The organism is Amycolatopsis acidicola (assembly GCF_007713735.2).
GTDB lineage: Bacteria > Actinomycetota > Actinomycetes > Mycobacteriales > Pseudonocardiaceae > Amycolatopsis_E > Amycolatopsis_E acidicola.
Genome location: NZ_VMNW02000024.1, coordinates 60205 through 81434 on the forward strand (window position 1 = coordinate 60205; position 21230 = coordinate 81434).

The 21230-nt window shown below is 71.8% G+C and carries 1 protein-coding gene (running past both ends of the window); it reads right to left on the reverse strand.

All 21230 nt of this window come from inside a single coding sequence — locus tag FPZ12_RS18190, trypsin-like peptidase domain-containing protein, on the reverse strand. Of the gene's 88989 coding nucleotides, 8738 precede the window and 59021 follow it; the stretch shown corresponds to coding positions 8739-29968, spanning codon 2913 (partial) through codon 9990 (partial); reading right to left, the first codon wholly in view occupies positions 21227-21229. Both codon boundaries (start and stop) fall beyond the window edges.

The following is a 21230-nucleotide window of genomic DNA, read 5'->3' on the forward strand; positions in this document are numbered from 1 at the left end:
CGGCGAGGTCGAAAGTGGACCAGACGGCACCCGGCGGGTCGCTCTCCAGCCACCGCGCCAGCGCCGCCAGCGGCGATTCGAGGGTGCCGCCGAGGTTCGACCACTCGATGAGCCACGCCGGGTCCGGTTCGACCCGCTCGACGTTGTTCTCGATGAAGGCTTCGACCCTGGCGAGCACGTTCTCGGCGTAAACGCCCGCCGAAGTCCGGTTGGCGGCGCCGGTCAGCCGGACGACTCCGGTGGCGTCCGCGCTCAGCCGCACAGTGCCGGCCAGGACCGTGAAGCCGCCCGCGATCACCCGTGCCGTCGAGTCGGTGTCGCGCAGCGTGCGGTCGGCGTCGAGCGCCGCGACCAGCTGCTCGCCGCTGCGCACCTCGACCTCGCCCCGGCGGCCGAGGACGACGCGAACCCCGTCCGGCCCCTGGACCGTGATCCGGCCGCGCGTGCGATCGATGACCACACCGGCGATCTGGACCCGCGCCCGGTCGAGGGACAGGCCCTCTGGCAAGCGCGTCGGGCCGTCGATCATCAGCTCCCCGACCCTGGGCACAGTGACCGAGTGCCCGCCGTCGAGGTGCACGGTCACCTCCTCCGCGCCGATGGTGAGGCGCGGGGTCCGCCGCTGCGCGCCCAACATCGCGCGCAGGCCCAGCGTTTCGCGCGGGGCTCCTTCAGGGGCGCGGTCGACGTGGTATCCAGTAACCAGCTGTGCGAGCAGCGCGTCCGGGTTTTCCTGCAGCTCCGCCGGGATCCGGTGTCCGCCAAGGGAAAGCACGGTCTGGAGCAGCAGCTCGCGCTCGGGCCCGGCGCCCGTGTCGAGCAGGCTGGCCATCGCCGCGGTCCCCGGCGCGAACCTCAGCTCCCGCGATTCCGTCTCCGGGTACGACTCGAAGAGCGCGCTCAGCGGCATTCCGCGGCGCGCGCCCACGTACACCTGCGTACCGGTGGCGGCGGCGCGCGCGGCCAAACGGCGGTGCATCGCCTCGGGCAAGGCGTCGAAGGCGGCCACCAGCGTGGGGTCGTCGATCACGAGGCGCTCGCCATAGATCTGGCGAAGGCGGCTCAGCTCCTCGCTCTCGGACGCCACCGGGGCAGACGCGGCGATCACGTCGACCGCCGTGATGCCGGACAGCCCGGCCTTCACCGGTGTCTTCGCGAGGAAGTCCGCGAAGCCCTGGACCTCACCGATCAGCTCGGCGCCGGTCAGCCCCGCGGCTTCGAGCACCTCGCGCCGCCGGGCGGCCAGCGCGACCTGGGACCGCGCCGCGAGCCGGGTCTGTTCATCCACTGTGGACGTTTCGAGCGGACCGGCGGACAACACGTCCAGCGGATCGGCAAACGCCGGATCGCCGATGACCGCGGCGCGCACGGCGTCGACACCCATCGCTTCGTCGACGAGCGTGGTGAAGTCTCGGACCTCGTTGCGGAGCAGACTGAGGAGCCGGGAAGCCTCGGCCACTTCGCCGGTGTCGACCGCCCTGTCGAAGTGGAACGCCAGCTGCAGCATCGGCTCCAGGCTCGAAATCAGTTCGCTCATCAGCGTCGCGGCGACGTCGGCCTGCTCGCCGAACCGCACCGTGAACCCAGGATCCCAGGCCTCGAACAAGGCCCGGTTCCACTGCTTCAGCGCCTCGTTCACCTTCGAGGTCAGGGGAACGGCGACCGGCCTCGTCGAAGCGAATTCCGCCGCGGCACGTGTCATTTCCGCACGCAGGAGACGAGCCGCGTTCACCGCGTCACGGGCCGCGGTCTGATTCTCCGGAGCGGCTCCCCGCAGTTGTTGTTCGACAGTGCGGAGCCGGTCTTCGGCCAACTCGATCGCGCGGGCCCACACGGCGGCCGGCTCGGGCAAGCGAGCCCCGCTGGGCCGCACCGCGTCGAAGTACGTCTCACCGAACAGGTCCGCGAGCTCGTCGGTCAGGCCGGGTACGGCGGCGTCGAGTTCCATCGCGGCCGCGAGCGCGACCAGTTCTTCTCGCGGCTGCCCTGCGGCCAGCGAGACGCCGTTGAGGTCAGCCGTGAAGCGGAGGTGCTCCGGCGCCGAGAGCGTCAGCCGCTCGCCGCCGGTCGCGGAATCGTAGTCGTAGCGCAGGTTTTCGCCCATGTCGCCGAGCGACAACGCGGCCCGGCCGCTGGACTCCGCCAGCTTGCCGAGGGCGTCACGCAGCGCCGCTTCTCCCGGGAAGACACCGGTTTCCGCCAAGATGGCTTCCACCGTGGCTTCCAGCCGGATCGACTCGGGCCCGCTCTGCACGTCCGCGTAGGTTCGCGCGATCCTCGTGACCATCCGCCGCGCGGTGGCCACCGCCTCCGCGCGCGCCTCGTCCGTCTCCGCGTCACGAACGGCGGCAAGGGCTTCTCGCAGCGTCACGCCGGGCGCGACCGAGGTCAGCAGCACTGCCCTGGTGATCCCGCCGGAAACCCGCCCCGCCGAGTACACCTCGGGCACGTCGAAGGTCCCGCCCGCGTACTCGGCGAGCTGCTCGTAACCGTGCAGGGTCGCCGCGAGCCTGCCGATGCGGTCGTGTGGGCGGGTGGCCGGGTCACGGTCCCCGATCTCGTCGAAGACAGTGAGCGTCGCGCGCGGCCCGTCGCCATCGGACACCAGGTGGACTTCAGGATCGCCGTAGGGACTGGAGATCGTCAGCTCACCGGCCGGGACTTCGAGGGCGTCCGCGGCGAAGGCACGCAAGGCTTCGTGCTGCTGGGCGATCGGCCGCGCCGGGTCGATCCCGTCGATCTCCGGCAGCGCCGCGACGAATTCGCGCCTGCCCAGCGCATGCACCCCACGGGGACGCCCTGGCACTCCGGTGAAGAACTTCCGCACGGCAGCGAAAATCCGCGCGAGCGCGGCCTGCCTCGGCTCCGGCAGCAGATCGACACCGAGCCGGGCCAGCGCGGCCAGCTCGTCTCCCAACGCCGCCTTCGCCTGCTCGATTTCCGCCGTTCCACTGGCGTTTTCGAGCACGCGCAGGCTCGGCGGCTCGGGCCGCCAGCCAAGGTTTTCCCTTACCCGCGCGACAAGTTCGGCCACCGGGAGGTCGTCGAGCGAGTGCCGCGCCGCCGGTTCGCCGATTCCTAGGTCCCGGCTGATCCGCTCGATCAGCCGCGCCGCGACCGCCGGATCCTCCTGTGCCGCAGCGCCCTGTTCCTCCACTTCGCGGGACAGCTCGGCGCTCACGCCGTGGTACAGCTCGACGTTCCGCTCAAGGCCGCGTCGCAGGGTCGATTCGTAGTGGCTGCTCAGTTCCGCCGCCAGCTCGAGATGACCACCGAACGCCGCCGCGATCTCCTCGGCCATGCTGTTCCCGGCCAGTCCGGAAAGCCCACCGGGCGCCAGGAACGACACCCCGCCGACCGGGTCGGTGGCCAGCCGCGCCTGGTCCCCGGCGCTGTACCGCAGCCCGGAAGTGAGCGGCGTGTTACCGGACCAGGCCGCGAACCGCTCCATGGCCTGGCGCGCGCGGCCGAGCCGGTCGCTCAGCGCGGTGACCTCCGCCTGGTTCGCGCCGGACCGCCGGAGCGCCGTGGATACCCATTCCAGCTGCAACGCGGCGAGGCTGAGCCAGTTGTTCGCGCCCGCGGCCAGCGCCCACCGCTCGCCCGCGGCGACAGCGAACCGTGCCTCGGCTTCCGCAGCGTGCCCGACGAGCGCGTACGCCTCCTCCCGCGCGCGCCGGTCCCCCTGCTCCCACCGGGTCCCTATCTCCCGCAACGAATCCCCGGCGGGTGCTTCGACCAGGATCCCGGCGTCCCCTTCCGCCGTGCGGACCAACGCGGCCCCGTGGACGCGCCCCGGCACCACGTCGTTCAGCCTGGCCCTGTCGAGGCCCGCGAGCCGGTGCACCAGTTCGCCAGGTGAACGGTGCACGGTGACGTCGGCGACATGGCTGCCGTCGGCGAACAACCGGTAGCCCGACTCGTCGAGGCGAACCTCCAGCCGCCACGAACCCGGCTGGATTCCGAGGTGTGCCAACGCGAACTCGGCGATCGCGCGGTCTTCGAGGGACAGCGGGCTCACGGTTTCGGCCGCCTGCCCGGGAAGCACGTCCAGCTCGCTCACGAACGCGCCGATCGTCCCGCCCTCGACCGCCGTAGTGGCCGCTCGCATCAGGCGCAGCGCCTCTGCCGCCCGGGACCTCGTGAGTTCGTTCTCCTGAGCCAGTTCCGCCCCGAGGACGTCGACCCCGGCCCCGGCCAGCGCGGAAAGCTCGCCCCGCACCGCGTCGAGCCAAGGAACGATCGCGCCGAGATCACGCTTCACGTGCGCATCGCGCAGCAGGCGCAGTTTCCGACCGAGTTCCGCAGGCATTCCGCGGACGGCCAAGCCCGTGCGCACGCGTTCGAGGAGAGCGTCGGCCGCCGGCTGGACGCCCAGCTTGCTCCGCTCGAACGCCCTGTCCACCTCGCGCAGTACGTCGGCGACGGAAATCCCGTCGTTACCGACGCCCTGTTTCGGCTCCAGCGCCGCGGCGAGATCCGCCCACGTGCCCACGCCGGGCAGAGCGCGGGCGAACCGCTCGGGCAGGAAAGGCGTGAACAGCGTCTGGAAAGCGTTGAGCAGCAAGGCCTGCGCCAGCGGGTCGTGGCCGTGCTGGACGCGGGCGAGGAACTGCGGCGACATCAGGTCCTCGGTGCCGCGGATGGCCTGCCAGCCCGACTCCGCCAGCATCCGGTCGAACGCGACCGCGGTGCCCAGGTCCGGCCGGATGGCCCGCACCTTCTCGGCGACGGCGGCCACCACCGCATCGGTGCCGGCCATCGCGTCCTGTGCCCGGCCCAGCAGACCCGCCAGCGCCGGCACCGAAAGCGCACTCAGGTCGGACAGCAGTTCACCCCGCACCGACGCCCACTCGACATCCGGCCCCGGCCGCAGCAACCGCTTCAGCTCGGCGTTTTCCCGCAGCAACGGGTCCCGGCTGACCCAGTCCCGCAGCGCGCCGATCGGATTGTCCACTTCGGACGCCCGCCGGAGCCAGTCCGCCAGCCGCGAGCGGTCGGCGTGCGACCCGCGCACCTGGCCTTCGAAGAACCGGGTGACCAGGCCGGAAGCGTCCGACGCGGTGAAGCCGAGCGGAGAAGTCCTTGGCGCGCCGGTGATCCGGACCTGGCCGTCCGAGCCCAGCCGGACGTCCACCGCCTGGTCGGCGGAGTACCCGACGGTGTCCTCCGGGCCGGGCGCCAGATGCTGCCCCGGGCCCGGTACCACAGTGCGCCGCGCGTCGCTCTCGAACACAACGTGCTCGTCCCGCTCGACGCGCACGGCCCCGTCGGCGGCGACCGTGATCGTCACCCCGTCGGCGCGCGCGATTTCGATGGTGCCGCCGGTGGTCCTGATCCTGGTGCCACGACGGCCGTCTTCGAGTTCGAGCCCGTCCTCGAGCTGCCGGACGCCCGGCGCGTCGACCGCCTCGTACCGCCTGCCGGACGCGGTCACCGAGAGGCCGCTCTGTCCAATCTGGACAGTTACCGTGATTCCGGCCGCCGCACCGGAAAGCGCGTGTACCGTGACCGAGTCGTCGTCGACCAGCACCCGCGGTGGCTCGGTGGGCACGTAGACGTCGAACAGCTCGTCCAGCGCTCCCGCCGTCCCGGCGAAACCCGCCAGGTAGGCGCCGGCGAGTTCGGCGGCTTCCAGGCTCCGGCCATCCGGCGCGGGCAGGGACGCAAGCAGGTCCAGCACCGCAGCTTCGCCGATGGCCCCGACGAGCACAGGGCCCAGCGAGCGCAGGAACGCCGAGCCGTCCGCGTCGAGCTTGCCCGGCAAGGAAAGCAGCTGGTGTCCCTCGTGCAGCCCGGCGAAGATGTCGCGTGCCGTCAGGCCGACATAGGGATCGGCGCCGAGGTGGAGTGCGGTACCGGTGGTGGCCAGCCGCTGCGCGAGGACCCGGTGCACGTCATCCGGGAGCCGATCGAGCAGCCGGAGCTGGGCGAACGCGGCCGGATGCGGGCTGTCGACGACCAGGCGGCCGGAGTAACGCGCGGACAACCGGTTCCGCGTTTCCTCGACTTCGCCGGGCATCTCGGCCTGGGTGTCCGAAAGCGCGTGGTACGGGTAGACCGGCAGCGCGTCGGCGATCGACTGTCCGGCGCGCGCGGGGTCCGCAGGCGTGAAGCGCAGGAACTCCAAGTACTCCTCGACCTGCTTCTCCAAGTCACGGCCCGTGACGCCCGTCGTGCGGAGCCACGCGCGGTAGTACGCCGCGAGCTGGATCCGGGTGTCGGTGTCGAAGTACCGGCCGTCCAGGCGCAACACCGTCCGGCGCGCCCAATCCTCGCTCAGCGGTTCCGGAGCACGATCGACGTCGCGGGTATGGCTCCTCGCGGTCCATTCCTCGCCGAGCGCCTCCGCGAACGCCCTCGTCGACTCCAGGTCGGCGTTGTACTCGCGGACGTCGGCGGCGAACCGCTCCAGCAGCCGGACCGCCGCCATTTCCTGCCGGTTGAGCCGGCCTTGCCGGGTGGCCAGCGGGACGTACTTGTCCAGGAACCGGACCACGCGCCGCCGCATCGCTCCCCGGCCGGGAACCGCCGCGAGCACTTCGCGCGCCAGCTCGACAGAGCCCGGCGCCTCCTGCATGGTCGAAGCGGGCGCCTCACCCGTGACCGGCTCGACAGGCTCGAGCGCTTCCTGCGCCGCGAAGTAGTAGTACCGGGCCATGTTCACGGCTGCCCGCGCGTCGGCGAGTTCGGCCGGAGTCGTTGCGGCGAGCAATCGCGCTTCGGCTCGGCTCAGCTCTTCCCGCGCTTCCGCGAGCCGGGCACGAGCCGGGTCCGGCTTCCGCTCCTGCTGCTCGCCGCCGGAGGCCAGGACGATGGACTGCCCCGGGATCCCGCGTGGCAGGGAAGGCGTCGCCCAGCCGGCTTCCGGGCCACCATCGCGTGGCGCGACCGGCTGCCGCAGCCTGCCGTCCGGCCCGAGCACGACGGCCACCCGCCTGCCGGAAATCCCGGCCTCCGCCGGACTGACGCGGACCAACTCGGCGTAGGCGGCCACTTCCCGGGCGAGTGCTTCGCCGGCCGACCCTTCCGCCTGCCGCGCGGCGTGGTAGATCGCGACGAGCAACGTCTGGGATTCGAAGCTGAAGTACTGGCGGCCGTCGGTGTGCTGGTAGGTGCTGAGCACCGCCATCGCCGCGTATTCGGTGCCCAGCGGGTCGAACAGCTCCGGCACGAGCGGATTGCGGAGCAGGTGGGGGTTGTCGGGCCGCGGCGCCCAGATTCCCAGTCCTGCCAGGAACACGGGCCACTCTCCCGACAACGGCTGGTTCGGCAGCAGGTCCGGGAAAACCCGATCGGCGTCCTGGTCGAGCACGAGCCGGACCAGATCGTCGTACGCACGGATGGCGGCGCTGAGTTCGACCAGCACCTGCTGGGCCGGCACGACCTGACGCGTGACGGCGACGTCGCTGTACCACTGGACGAGCGGGCGAATCTCGTCCCGCAGCAAGGCGAGCGCCCTCCGGCCCTGCGCGGCAGCGTCCGAATAGGACTGTCCACCGATCGCCTCGGCGGCGGCGATCAACCGCGCCCAGCCGTCTTCGGTCAGATCCACCGAGTTCTGCAGGTGCCAGGCGATGGTCCCCTCGGCTGGGGAGTTCTCGCCCCACCACGCGGGCGGTGCGACCCGCACCGTACGGCCGAGGCGAGCCGCGGCGAGCGCACGTTCCCGGCGCGGGTCGCTGTAGACCGAGGCGACGACGGCGGGCGGCGGCAGAACCGGCGGCAGCGAGCCCGTGCGCAGCACGACGGCGCGGTAGAACACCACGGCGGCAACGCTTTCCGCGATCCCGGCCACGTCCGGTTCGGCGCTCGCTGGCATCCGGACCAACTGCGTGTCCCAGTCCGCCGGACGCAGCAGGGAAAGGTTCGGGCCACTCGCGCCCTGCTGGTAGGTCACCGGGATCCGGTACACGCCATGGCTGTCGTGGATCTCGACGGTCAGGCCATCAGACTCGGCCCGCACACGCACCGCGCGGACCGAGGCGCCGAGCCGCAGTTCGATCTCGCGCTCAAGCCGCCAGCGCTGCTCCCCCGTCAACCGCGGAACCGATTCCGGCAGCCGCTCGCCCATCTCGGTGATCTCCCCGGCGGAGATCAGCGAAAGCACCGCGGCATACAGGCTGTCGGCGATGATCGGGGCCGACAATCGGTCCACCTGGTACACCCCGGGCGCCCGCAGCCGGAAGAAGCCGTTCTCGTCGCGCTGGACGAGGTCGGTCGGCAGCAGTGGCCGGTGTTCCCGCGCCGCGGCGAAGTACGACCATTCGGGGACAGCCGGACCGGTGCCCACCGTCAGCCAGATGTCCTGCTCCGCGCCCGGATGCCCGAGCCTGACCACGACCTCGCCGTCCCGGATCCGGTAGGCGTTGACGACCACCTCGGTACCGGCGAAGCGCGCCCGGATCGTCTGCTCGATGATGTCCATCTCGGCGCGGTCTGCACGCCCGGTCGTGTCCACAGTGGATTGTTCGGCGCTCTCGCCGATCAGGTCGACGATGAGCCTGCGGCGCCCGTCGGCGCCGGTGACGATCCGGCTTTCCACCACCAGCAGGGACTCCGGCGCCAGCAGCACCTCGTTCCGCTTCCCGGACGCGTGCAACGGCACCCAGTCGCGGGTGGTGACGCGCATCAGCACCGGCACCCCGTCGGCGTTGCCGAACAGCTCCGCGAGCTCGGCGTCGGTGGTCGCGTAGTTCAGCGTGGGGAACGCAATCGCCGAGCCCTCGCGGAACATGCCGTCCCGCACCGCGGCCATCGGGTCGATCCCGCCACCGAGCCGGAGCAGGTGGGCGTACTGCTCGGCGGTGATCTTGGTGCCGCGCAGGAAGGTCCGGGGTTCGTCCGCCAGTGGCGCGTCGCGGACGATCCGCGCCGCGTTCTCGGCGATGACACCGATGTCCTCGGCGCCATCGGGTACGGCGGGCCGGGCCGCCCGCACTCCTCGCCAGCGCGCGAGATGCGCGAGATACCGGTTCGGTTCCGGGTTCTTGTCCTGGAACTTTTCCAGCCACTCGCGATCGTCCTCGCTCAGCCCGGCCCAGAACACCCGGAGGCGCTCGGCGATCGCTTCCGGATCGGCATCCGGCACCTCGCGGCTGAACCGGGTGTTCGTGTCCACCGGCACGCTCGCCCCGGTCGACCGCGCGAGGCCGAGGACCATCGCCTGCGCGCTGCGCCGGGTGTGGGCGTCACGCAGCAACCCTTCGGCAAAACGGGATTCGCCGATCACCCTCAGCAGCGAGGAATCCGCCGGCACGTCGGCCACCCGCCGCCGGTACGCCGAATAGGCGTCGCCCGGAACCAGGTACCGATGCACGAAGTAGCCGATCGCGTCCACCCGGCCCCAGCCCGAGACCGGCCGCAGCGCGCTCACCACGGACGGGTCCAGCAGCGAAATCGGTTGTCCCGTCAGGTTTCCGTACGCGGTGGCGAGATCCTCCACCAGCTGGACGAGTTCGACGCCACGATCGGCGGCCTGAGTACTGGCGGGATCGGCGGCGAACTGCCGCGCGGCCTCCTCCAGTTCCGCCAGCGCTTCGCGGCCCCACTGCCGGATCGTCTCCGCTTCGGCAGGAAGGTTCTCGCCCGCGTCGAAAATCTCGTGCATCCGCGTGATGGCCGTCAGGTCGACCTCGGGCTCGGTCGGCATGACGGGCCGGACATCGACCGGGCCCGCGCTCCTGAGCGACCGTTCCAGGTATCCGGAAATCTCGTTGAGGGCGCGCAGAACCTCGTCGAGGAAGGCGTCGCGCGCGGCCCCGGCGGGCGGCAGCCCGGGCAGCACCAGTACCACCGGCCCGTCCGCCGTCCACTCCCCGCCGACGAGCCGGAAACCCGGCAACCGCAGGCGGACCGCCGTCGCGGCCGGGTCGATCACCGCGGTCATCAGCCACTGGGTGGAGCCGCGGTACCCCATCTCCCAGGTGCCGAGCAGGTCTCCGGTGTCCTCGCGGAGATCACCGAGCACCATGTCGCTGCCCAGCTCGAACCGCCGCGCGGTGATCGCGTCGCGCAGCGCCGCCGGGACGACTTCGCCTTCCGTGCCCTCGGGAACCGGCAGGCTCAGCACGAGTTCGGCCGGTTCCACGGTGTCGCGGCCCGGCACCCGCTCCTCCGCCGGTGCGTGCTGGTTGCCAAGGCCCATACCGAGGTTCAGCCCTGGCAGCGTGCTCCAGTCCGCGTTCTCCGCGATGACCGCCGCGCTCAGCGGCCGGGGGACGACGGCTTCGCTGTCCCCTGCGCTGAGCGGGATTCCCCGCGCGGCAAGGATCTGCCGCAAGGCGTCGCCCTGCGTGCGTGCGTCCCGCACCGGCTCCAGCACGGTCCCAGGGTCCACATCGGACACACCACGGACCCGCAATGCCGCGCTCAGCAACGCCTGGGAGACCACCTGCCCGTCGTACGGTTGCCGGTCGAGCATCGCGGCGGACAACGGCGCCGAAAGATCGCTCCAGATCGCGCTTTTGCGCGCGTGGGACAAGGCGACTCCGGCCGCGAACCGGTGGACCGGTGCTTCCGTCGCCGCGACCCGCGCCCACTGTTCCAGTAGCCCGTCGATCCGCTCGATCACCTCGTGGGCTTCGGCGAGCAGGTCGGCGTACTCGAGGAACGAGGCCGCGTTCGTGAGCCGGTCGAGCACGTGCGCCCAACGCCGCTGCAGCTCGTCGCCGAGGGCACGGTCGAAACCGGACCGCGCTTCGAACCCGGGGACCGCGGACGGCCCGTCCAGCCAGAACCGCAGATAGGTCAGCGGCGTGTGCGAGCGGCGGACATTCGCCTCGGCGTTCCACGACCGGCGGACGTCCTGGCTGGTTCCCCGCTGCGCCAGCAGCTCACCGAAGTACTCGACGACCTGCCGCAGCACCTCGTCCACCCCGACACCGCCGGGTGTCCGGTTCCCGGTCGAGGTCACCTCGATCGCCCCGCCACCGGCCTGAACCCGGACCGTGCCGTCCTCGGAGTGCGCGCGGACCCACCCGCCCGCGTCCAGCCGCAGTTGCGCGCCGCCGACCTGGAACGGGCTCGCCGGATCCGTGCCGGGAAGCACCGTGCCATCCGCGGCGAAGGCGACCAGCAGCTCTTCGTACTGGTAGACCTCCACCCGTCCATCAGCGGCGACGATTGTCGTCGTGCCATCCGGAGTGCGCACGGACCTGGCGCCGGTGGCCGGGTCGCGCGAGATCGACGTGACCCGGCCGGCCTCGTCGATGAAGCGCGCTTCGTCTTCGGACACGGCGATCCCGGCACGCGAGCCGACCACGGCCGGGGCCCCGTTCCGTGGCAGGCGCAGGGCCGGGCCCGGCCGGTCGGCACCGTGGAGCCGGACGGTCAGCACCTCGCCCTGGAACTCGACCGCGGGCGCCGCGGGCGGCAGATCCACCCCGAGCGAGGTGCCCAGCGTGGGCCATTCCTGATGCCCTTCGAGTTCCTGCGCCGCGAGATCCGCCAGGTAGTCCGCCAGTAGGTCGGCGAAAACCTCCCCACGCGACTTGACCGAGGAGAAGACGCTGAACTGCTGCCCCGGCAACGCGATCGCCAGCTCGTGCAGCGCCGTCCACGCGGGGGTGTTCTCCGCGGGCTCGCCCGGCCCTGGGCCGAAGAACCTGCTGAGCAGGTGCGAAATCTCGTGTACCGAAATCCGCAGCAGGTTGCCGGTCTGGCTCACGGCCATCAGCCCGCCGAGATGCATCATCGTCCTGCCGTCCGGTTCACCGTCCGGGGAGAAGGCAACGTACTCGGAACCACCGATGGTGATCCGCGTGCTGTCGTACTCGGTGAGCCCGTGGGTGTGGTCCAGCCGGAGATCACGGTGGTAGTCGCTGTGCAGGCTGGTGAAAGCGTCCTTGGCGAGGCCGCCGACGTAGCGCGCGTAACCCGTGCCGATGTTCAGTTCACCGTCGCGGTCGGCGATCGCCTGCGCGATCACCCGGTGCACCGCGTCGGGAAGCATCGCCAGCACCCGCACGTGCGTCTGGACCATCGGGCCGGTGTCGTCGAGCCGGAGCCGCTCGCCGTAGAAACCGCGCAGCCGCGCCAGGTTTCCGGCGAAGGCCGCGTTCTCCGGGAAGCCCGCGGCGCCGCGGTTCATCTCGATCGTGTCGTACAGGGCGTGGCCGAACACCTCGACCAGCTGGCTGCCGACGAGCCGCGGCACGACCGGCGCACTGGCCAGGAAACCCGTGTAGCCCGCGACCTCGTCCTCCAGTTCGGCACCGCGAAGCCCCTTGGCCTCCAGCAGCGTCCGGTACAGGCCGGCCACCAGCACCTGGGTGTCGAACGAGTACCGGTCGCTGCCGGTGCTCCGGTCGGTGGTGAGCCGGAAGACGCCGCCGTAGTTCGGGCCCAGCGGGTCGTGGAGCAGCGGGCCCGCCGGATTCCGCAGCGCCTCGGGGTTCGTGGTCTCCGGCACCCACAGTCGCCCGTCCGCCATGGTCGCGACGGGCGCGACCGCGCCGTCGGTGTGGTGCACGGACACCAGCTGGTCCGGCAGGAGGTCCGCGAACACCCCGGCCACGTCGGCGTCGAGCACGGACTGGACGAACTCGTTGTACGCCCGGATCCGTTCGCTCACGCGCTGCAACGTGGCGCCTGCCGCGGCGACGTCACCCCGCGCCGCGTCGTCGGTGTACTGCTGCACCAACGGCCGGACCTGGCCGCGCAGGAACTCCAACGAGCGGCGCGCGCCTTCCTCGGCCCACGCGAACGTGGGCCCGCTCGCCCTGGCCGACGCGAGCGTGATCGTCCGCATCCAGAGCTGTTCCTGCTGAGACACGGCGTATTGCAGATGGCCGGTCAGCGAAGCGCTCGCGGGCGGGGCGCCGCGCCACGGCTCCGCCGGAGGGATTCCGGGCTCGGTGCCGCGTTGCGCCGCGATTCGGGCGCGCAGGTCGCCCACCGCGATCCGGCGCGTCCGTTCCGCATCGACGCGGGCGGCCTGCTGTTTCCGGAGGTTCGCGGCGTGCCGGATCCGCGCGTCGTTCAACTTGTCGCGAACGACGGCGAGGTTGTGGCCGTCGCGGAGCCGCAACGCCTCTTCGAGCAAAGCGATGTCCGCGGCCGACTTCCGGACCTCGGCGTCGGCCTGCGCCTCACGTCCGACCACGGGGTCCGGTAAAGCTTCGGCGACACCGAAAACGAGGGCGCGGTGCAGGTGCACGGCCCGGAGACTGTCCACAATGGCCACTGAATCCGAAGCCGACAGCACGCTCAGCCGATGGGTGTGCCGCTCACCGGGCACGGTGAGCGCGAGCGTCGGCCACGCGCCGTTGTGCAGCGAAACGGGCACTTGGTACTCGCCGTACCGGTCCGCGGCGGTGATCAGCAGCCCACCAGGGGTGTCCTTGACGTCGGCCCGGATTCCGTACTGGGCAAGGATTCGCCCTTCGAGATCGCGGCGCGCCTCCGCCGCCATGCGCAACGGCCAGCCCGGCGTCTCAGCCGGGCTCCGCTGCTCGGCCGCGACGAAGAGCCGGTCGGCGATGATCTTCGCGGAGTCCGGGTCGAACGCGGGCAGGCGAAGCCGCAGCAGGCCGTCGTCGCGCTGTTCCCCTTCCAGCGAACGGTGGTTCCCGGCGATCAGCCACACATCCGGGTTGCCCCAGCCTGCGGTGAGCCGCACGGCGACCTCGCCATCGGCGATCTCGTAGGCGGCGACTTCCACGTCGCGCCCGGCGAAGCGCGCGCGGACGCTGTCTTCGATCCCGCGCAGCACGACGCTGCCGACGATCCCGAGCGGCCTGGCTGTCGTCGGCGCCTGGAAAACCGGCTGCGGCGCCCCGACACTGGCGTCGGCGGGCTGTGGCGGCGCTTCCGGGCCCGGCGGCAAGGACTCGCGGGCGACCGTCACCCCCAGCAGCCGCGCGAGGTCCGCTTCGAAGAGTTCCTGTTCCGCGAGCGACCACGTCGTGTCGGCGCCCCAGACCGTACGCACCTGCTCGCCGGTCCAGCGCTCCGCACCCTCGAGCATCCGCGCGGCGACCCGGGCCGCGACGACGTTCGGGTGGCCGGGATTTCCGCCCAACGACAAGGTGAAGCGCTCGGGCGCGGGCAGCGGCACGCCCCCGATCGCGAGCCCGCCGCCGAAGTCCCTGATCGCCACGACCCCGACCTGGCCGGACAGCAAACCGGGCAACGCCGAACCGGCACGGACATTGAGCCCGAGTGTGGCGAGCGCATCGGCGATCGACCTGTGCAGCTCCGCGGCTTCGAGAGCCAGTTCTCCGGCGTAGGCCGGGGCATCCGCCGTGATCAGGTCCAAATAGGATAGTTCGATGGCGTCCTGGCGGACAGCGTCCAGCAACACCCGCTCATGACCGGTGGCAGCGGGGATCCGGTTCGCCACCGCGTCCAGCACCCGGCCCAGGAAGGAATCCGGGTCACCGGACTGCTCCACGATGCTCGTCATCGCCGCGAGGGTCGGCTCGCCCGAGTGGATCGGCTGCCGCGCCTCGACGTGCAGGATCGCCTTCCGCAGCAAGCGAAGCGCCTCGGCTTGTTCAGCGCGCGCACGTCGCAGCTCCGCGCGCGCGGGCGCCCCGCCAACGCGCGCTTCCTCCTCAGCGATCGCGACGCGCATGTCCGCACGCCGCACCCTGTTCCGCGCTTCCACCAAGGCCAGGTTCCGCGCGCTCCCCGCCATGCCGAGCGCATGGGCGAAGCCCGGCACGGTACGCGACGGCGCCGCCGGGTTTCGCCGGGTCGCGTCACCGCCGCGCAGGCGCACGTGGCGGATCCGGCCGGTGACGTCGATCGTCACCGTGAAGCGGGCGCCCTGCTCTTCACCGCGTACGGTCCAGATCCCGTAGTCGAAGTTCCACGACCGTTCACCGTTCGCCGCGACACTTTCCACGGCCGCCCGAAGATCGCCGCCCCAGTTCGCGCGGAGCACACGCGTATCCGGCGTCTGCGCGTCCGGCCCGATCCGCTCGCCGTACTTGTCCGCGTCCTCCGTGGACAGTCGCGGCGCACGCGGGAAAGCCACGTAGGTGCCCGGTGCCAGCGGACTACCACTGCCCAACGCCACTTCGACGCCGAGCTCCCGGCCCAGCGCCGTCACGAATTCGCGCAGTTCCCCGGTGCCCCAGGTGGAATCCCCGAGCGGAACCACCCGGACCGCGGCCCCCCGCCAAGCCCCGGCCACCATTTGGCGCGCCACCCGCCGCGCGACGATCGCCGGGGCGTCGAGATCGCCGGTCACCGCGACGGTGAACGCCTCGGGCGTGCCCAGATCCTCCAGGTCCGGGCCCGACGCGTGCACCGCCAGCCCACCGGGGAAGCCGACAGCGGACGGACGGTCGGCGACCAGCGGTTCGACGCCGAGCAGTCGCAGGTAGACAGCCAGCACCCCGGCGGACACGGCGCCGCGGCGGTTGCTGCGCATCAGCACCGGATCTTCGACACCCAGCACGGCGCTCGCCACCTCCGGGTCGAGCTCCTCCATCCGGGTCTCGGTCGCCATGCCCACGACGGCGCCGGTCTCGTCGACGAGCGGGGAGCCGGAGTCGCCGGGGCGCTGCAGGATGAACACCCCGTGCTTGTGCGCGCCCGGGGTGACGATCCGGCCGTATGCCTGGCCGGCACCGACCCTCGCCACAAGCTGCCGGGCCTCCGGCGTACGGCCGAGCTGCAGGGCGGGCAACGGGTTGGCCGCGCCGTCGAAGGTCAGCACGGCGACGTCGCGCAGGTCTTCCGTCGGGTACGGCGGGCGGGCGGCGGGATCCGCGAACAGCTCCTCCGCGGCCTCGGCCCAGTCACTTCTCGTCACCGTGCCGGACAAGACGGTCGCCGGAATGCTGCTCCCGTCCGGGAGCTCCAGGTCGTAGGAGTAGGCACCCGGCACGCGGGCGACGTGCCTGTTGGTCACCACCACACCGTTCGCGGCCACGAAACCGTGCCCGGTACCGACCGTCCGGCCGTCCCTGCCATAGACCCAGACCTTGACCACGCTGTTCCGCGCGGCCGCGGTGGCCTGCCGCAATTCGTCCGGCACGACCGAACCGTCGAGCGCGCGGGCAGGCGCGGGCTCAGGGGTGGACGTATTCGAATCGGCTCCGTTCAACACCTCCTTCCGGGGAGCCGAGTCCGAACCATCTCCTGCTCGCACCGGGGATGACCCGTCCCCGCGCGAAAGATCTCGTTGGTTCCCGGTGCCGTCGGCCGGGGCGGGCGTGCCGGTATCGGCGTAGGCCCAGCTCTCCGGATCGGCGTCGGCGCCGGGTTGTTCCGGTGGTGGCTCGTCTTCGTCGTCGGGGTCGAGCGCCGCGGCGGCCGAACCCTGCGGGGTCCTCGTGGCGGGCGGGGCGTTGGGGTTGGCGTCGGTGGACATCCGCATGCCCCTGCGCCCGGCCGCGTCCGCCTGCAGTTCCGCGACCAGGTCGCGGAGTCCCTGTTCGGCCTGCGCCAGCTCGTTTCGCGTGGTGCTGGTGTCGTTGGCGATCGCCGCGGCCTGCGCGTCGCTGTACCGGACCACCGCGAGCCGCACGTTGGGGTTGTGGGAAAGCCGGAAGACGTCGTCGTCCTTGGCGATGTAGTACTCGACGCTGCCGGGGTCACCGCTGCGGGCCGCGCGGTTCTCGCCCTGGATGTCGATGTCCTGGGAGACGCTCGACCGGGCCGTGATCCGCACGTGCAGACCGCCGAGCGCCTTCGCGGCGTCGCTGATCGGAATGTCGACGCCGCGGGCGCCCTGCATGTTGATGACCAGGACCGCGCCGACCTCGCCCGCCCGGCGGACGATCTCCTTGAACGCGACGTCCCGGTTGCTGCCCTGCTCCAGGAACCACTTCGCGTCCACGGCCATATGCGGCACATCCAGCCGGTCCAGCCCGCCGGAGATCACCGAGACGAGGTCGTTGCGGTCGGCCAGGATCAGCTGCGGCCGCCCCGAGCCGTTCCGCATTTCGGCGGTGTGCTCGGTGAGCAGCTTCACCTTCTCCTGCTCGTTTTCGCTGACGTGGTCGTCGGTGGTACCGAGGCGGGACGCGTAGTAGCGCGCGATGTCCACGATCTTCCCGGACGTCCCCTCGTCGTCCGTCGCGTCCGTCGTGCCGCCGAGGAAACCCTGCCTGCGGAACACGTCCTCCTTGTCGGCCGCGGTGCCGGAGGCGCCCGTCTTCCGCACGAACGCCTCGTTGGCGTAGAGCTGCTGGGCGGTGACGCTCTTGTTGGAGCCGGCGTCGGCGCGGATCGTGAGCCCGTGCTTGGCCTCGATCGCCTGTGCCAGGCCACCGTTCCACCGGCTCTCCGACGCGGTCTCCGGATCGTAGAGCACCTCGTGGGTGGTCTGGTCGATGATGTAGACCTTGCCGTTGTGGACGACGTAGTGGACGTTCTCCACGTACTCCCAGCGCGCCGCGGCCGCCAGGTCCAGCTTCACGCGCTCGAAGTCGAACAGGGGCCGCCCGAGGATCCGCTCGACTTCCGCCCTGCCCTCCTCGGTCAGGCTCGCGGGCCCACCGCGCTGGCCTTCCGTGCGGCCGAAGTGCTCCGGGGTCAGCCTGCCGCCGAGGTACCGGTCCAAGGTCCCCTGCGCCCACCACACCGGCGCGGCGACCTCGTCATCCGCCGCCTCGGTCACGCCGTCGCTGATGATGAACTGCGAGTCGGAGTAGAACAGGGCCTCGTCGATCTCGTCCACGCTGACCGAGAACCGCGTGCCCTTCGGCAGCTGCCCAGGCAGCGCGCCCTTCTTCAGCAAGAAGAACGCCATCTCGCCGGTGGTCCCGATGCCGATCGAGGGCTTGCCCTTCACGAGCTTGACCGGCGGCCCGTCCGGGTCGACCCGGAACACGTCGAACCCGAACTCGGTCAGCAGGTCACGGTAGTGCTCGTACTCGCGGTCGGACAGGTTCGCCCTGGTGCTGATCGCGAACGCCGCGTCGATGTCGCCGCGCACCGCCTGCCGCACCGCGTCCACCAGGAACACCCACGACTTGCCCTCGCCGGCGGCCATGTTCACGAGATCGCCGTCGTAGAACGCTTCGGTGGCCATCAGCTGTGTCCAGCGCAGCGCTATGCCGTCCTTGCGGCGCGCGACCTCGAAGATCGCCGCCGTCGCGTCGTCCTTGGTACCGCTCAACAGCTCCTTCAGGCTGTCGATGCTCATGGTGGTCAGCCGGCGGTGCTCCGGGAGGTCCTCGGACGACCGCGCCGCGATGTCGTAGAGCAGCCGGGCCGTTTCGTGCGCCTTGTTCGCGGCGGCCAGCCAAGCCTCGTACGCCGCCGGGTGCGGCGCGGTGGCCGGCTCGCTCCAGCTGCCTTCACTGCCGGGTACGAAAACGCGCGGCTCGGCCAGGCGATCGCCGTTTTCGTTCTTGACCTGCCGGTAGACCACCGGTTCGCCGGTGACCTGGTCGTGCACGACCTCGCTCTCCGCCGGAAGCTCCACAGTGGACCCGTCGGCGAGGTCGAGCCGCACCGGTGCGTCCAGTTTGGACACCTGCAGCTCGCCGCTGCCCAGCCTGCCCCGCGACCAGCGGCCGTCGAGGCCACGCTCGTAGCTGACCCCGTCGGGCAGCACCACGTGCAGCGCCTCGCCCGCGTTGTCCAGTACCGCCCGCGTGCCGACCGGAAGCTCGACGAACCGCGCATCGTCGGTCGTGCCATGGCCGCGGTCGAGCACACCGGCGGTTCCGGCCTCGAACCAGCCGTCATCCGCGCGCGTCCATTCCGGCGCCGTCCCGGAGTCGCCCGAGTCACCGGAGTCGTCCGGGACCACCGGAACCGGCGCCGTCTCGCGGGAAACGGTCGCGTGCAGGGCACGGGCCAGGTCCGCCTCGAAGTCGCTCTGCTGCGCGCGGCTCCAGACGATGTCGGCGCTCCACAGGACGCGAACCCGTGGACCGGTCCAGGCTTCGCCGCCGTCGAGCATCCGCGCCGCGATCTCCGCCGCGACCGCGCCGGGATCGCCCGGATTGCCGCCGATGGCGACGGTGAACCGGCCCTCCTCCGGCGCCGCCGTCGCACCGACAGCCAGCCCGCCCTCGAACGGCGTCGCGATTTCGGCGCCGACGCGGCTGGAAAGCGTGTCCGGCACGGTGGTGGCCGGTGCGATCGTCAGCCCCGCTGCGGTGACAGCGGCGGCGAGTGTCGTACGGATTTCCGCCGCCTGCTCCAGCAGCTCACCGGCGTGCTCCGGCTCGTCGACCGTGACCAGGTCCAAATAGGACAGTTCGACCGCGTCGTCACGGATCGCCTGCAACGCCGGGCCGTCCGCCCCGGGGTCCCGCAGCGCGGCGTCGACCGCCGCGATGACGCGCCCGGCATACGAACCGGAGTCGCCGAGCTGCGCCACGATACTGGCCATCGCCGCCAGCGACGGCTCCCCGGTGGGCACCGACAATCCCGCCAGGGCATGGAGGATCGCCTTCCGCAGCTCACGCAACGCCTCGGCCTGCTCCGGCGTCACTTCGCCGGTGACGCCGTCCTTGGCGGCTCGCAGATCGGCCAGCCGGAGCCGGCGGCGGGCGCCGTTGACGGCCGCGCGGCCGTCGTTGTCGGCGTTGCGGAGGGCGGCGGCCATCCCCGGCACGGGCGGCCGCGGCTCGGCCGGGTTGACCTCAACGTGCTCGCCGGGCGCCAGCTCCACGGACCGGATCGCGCCGTCCAGCCCGACCACGACGGTGGCCTCGACACCCTCGTACACGCCGTGCACCGACCAGGTCGCGCGGACCTCGTCCCAGGTCCGTTCCCCGTTTCGCGCAACGGTTTCCAGCAGCGTGTGCAGGTCGCCGCCCCAGCCGTCGCGCAGCACCGCGGTGTCCGGCGTCAGCGCGCCAGGGCCGAGCCGCTGCGCCATTCGCCTGAGGTCTTCCCCGGACGCCGTGGGCTCGGCGGGGAACGCGACCGTGACGCCGGAACGCATCGGGGTCCGCAGCCGCAGAGCCACGTCCGCGCCGAGATCCGCGCTGAGCGTCACGCGGAACTCGTTCAGCTGCGCGGAAGTCCAGCCCGCACCGACGGGGAGCAGCCGCACTTCGCTGCCGTCCCACGTACCGTCGCTCTGCACCGCGCGCGCCACCCGGTGGGCGAGCTCTGCCGGGTTCCCGGGATTTCCCGCGACCACAACGGTGAACGCGCCGTTTTCGGCCAGGGTCGCCAGCCGCGGCCCGGAAGCGCCCAGTGCCACCCCGCCGTCGAACCGGACCACCTCGGGTCCGTCGACCACGGAGTCCAGCACCGGCTGGATCGCGTCGAGCGCGTCCGCCAGCGTGGTGCGCGCGTCGGCGAGCCGGACCTCGGCCCCGGGCTCTCCGTTGGCCACGTCCTCACGCGCGAGCGCCACCCGCATGTCCGCGTCGGCCACCCTGGCGCGCGCCGCGAGGAGCCGGGCCCGCGAGGGCTCGTCGGCGTTGACAAGCGCGGCATCCACCTGGTTCAGCGTCCGCACGCCCGCCGCCGGGTTCGTCCGGGTGTGCTCACCGCCCTCGACGGAGATCGACACCGGCACTCCGCCCGCGTCGAGCGTCACCGTCGCCCGGACCCCGTCGTACTCGCCGCGCACCCTGGTTTCCGTCGGGGTGACGGTCACGTCCGTGCTGTCCCGCACGATGTGCTCGACGAGGTCCCGGACCGCGGCGCGCGCGTCCCGGCCCGCGAACCAGCTCGGCCGCACGGTGCTGGCGTGTGGGCGTAGGTTCTCTTGCCGCAGCTGGGAAAGCAGCCGGTCGTAGACCTCGTCGGCCAGCGGCTGCCGTTCCGGCTCGGGAGCCGGCGCCGGTTCGGGGGCCGGGACGGGCTCGGGCTCCCGGCCGGGCAACGCGACGGTGTCCGCGTCAGCGGGCGCCTGGACCCTGGCGACGGCTTCGGCGCGTTCCGTTTCGAGTTCCTGGCGGAGAGTCTCGTTGTCGCTGTCCCACGCCTCCAGCGCGCCGAGCCTGCGGTCGAGGGTCTCGATCTCGCTCTGCGCCCGGACCACGTCCGGGGTGCTCACCCGCACCACGATCGTGCGCCCGTCGACCGGCTCGGTCGCGGTGAGCACCAGCCCGGTGCCGTCCGCCCACTGGTTGTCCAGTGTGGACAGTTCGAAGTTCTGGCTCAGCATTTCGCCGAGCAGCCAGGCGGTGTCCTCGGCGTAGCTGTCGGCGGGCACGGTGACCAGCAGCTCGCCGGGGGCGGTCTGGACGGCGGTGATGCCCTCCGCGTCGGCCACGAGCTCGGTCACCGTCAACGGCCGCTCGTAGACCTCTTCCGGCGGCGTCAGGGCATTCGTCAGTTCGGCGCGTTCGTCC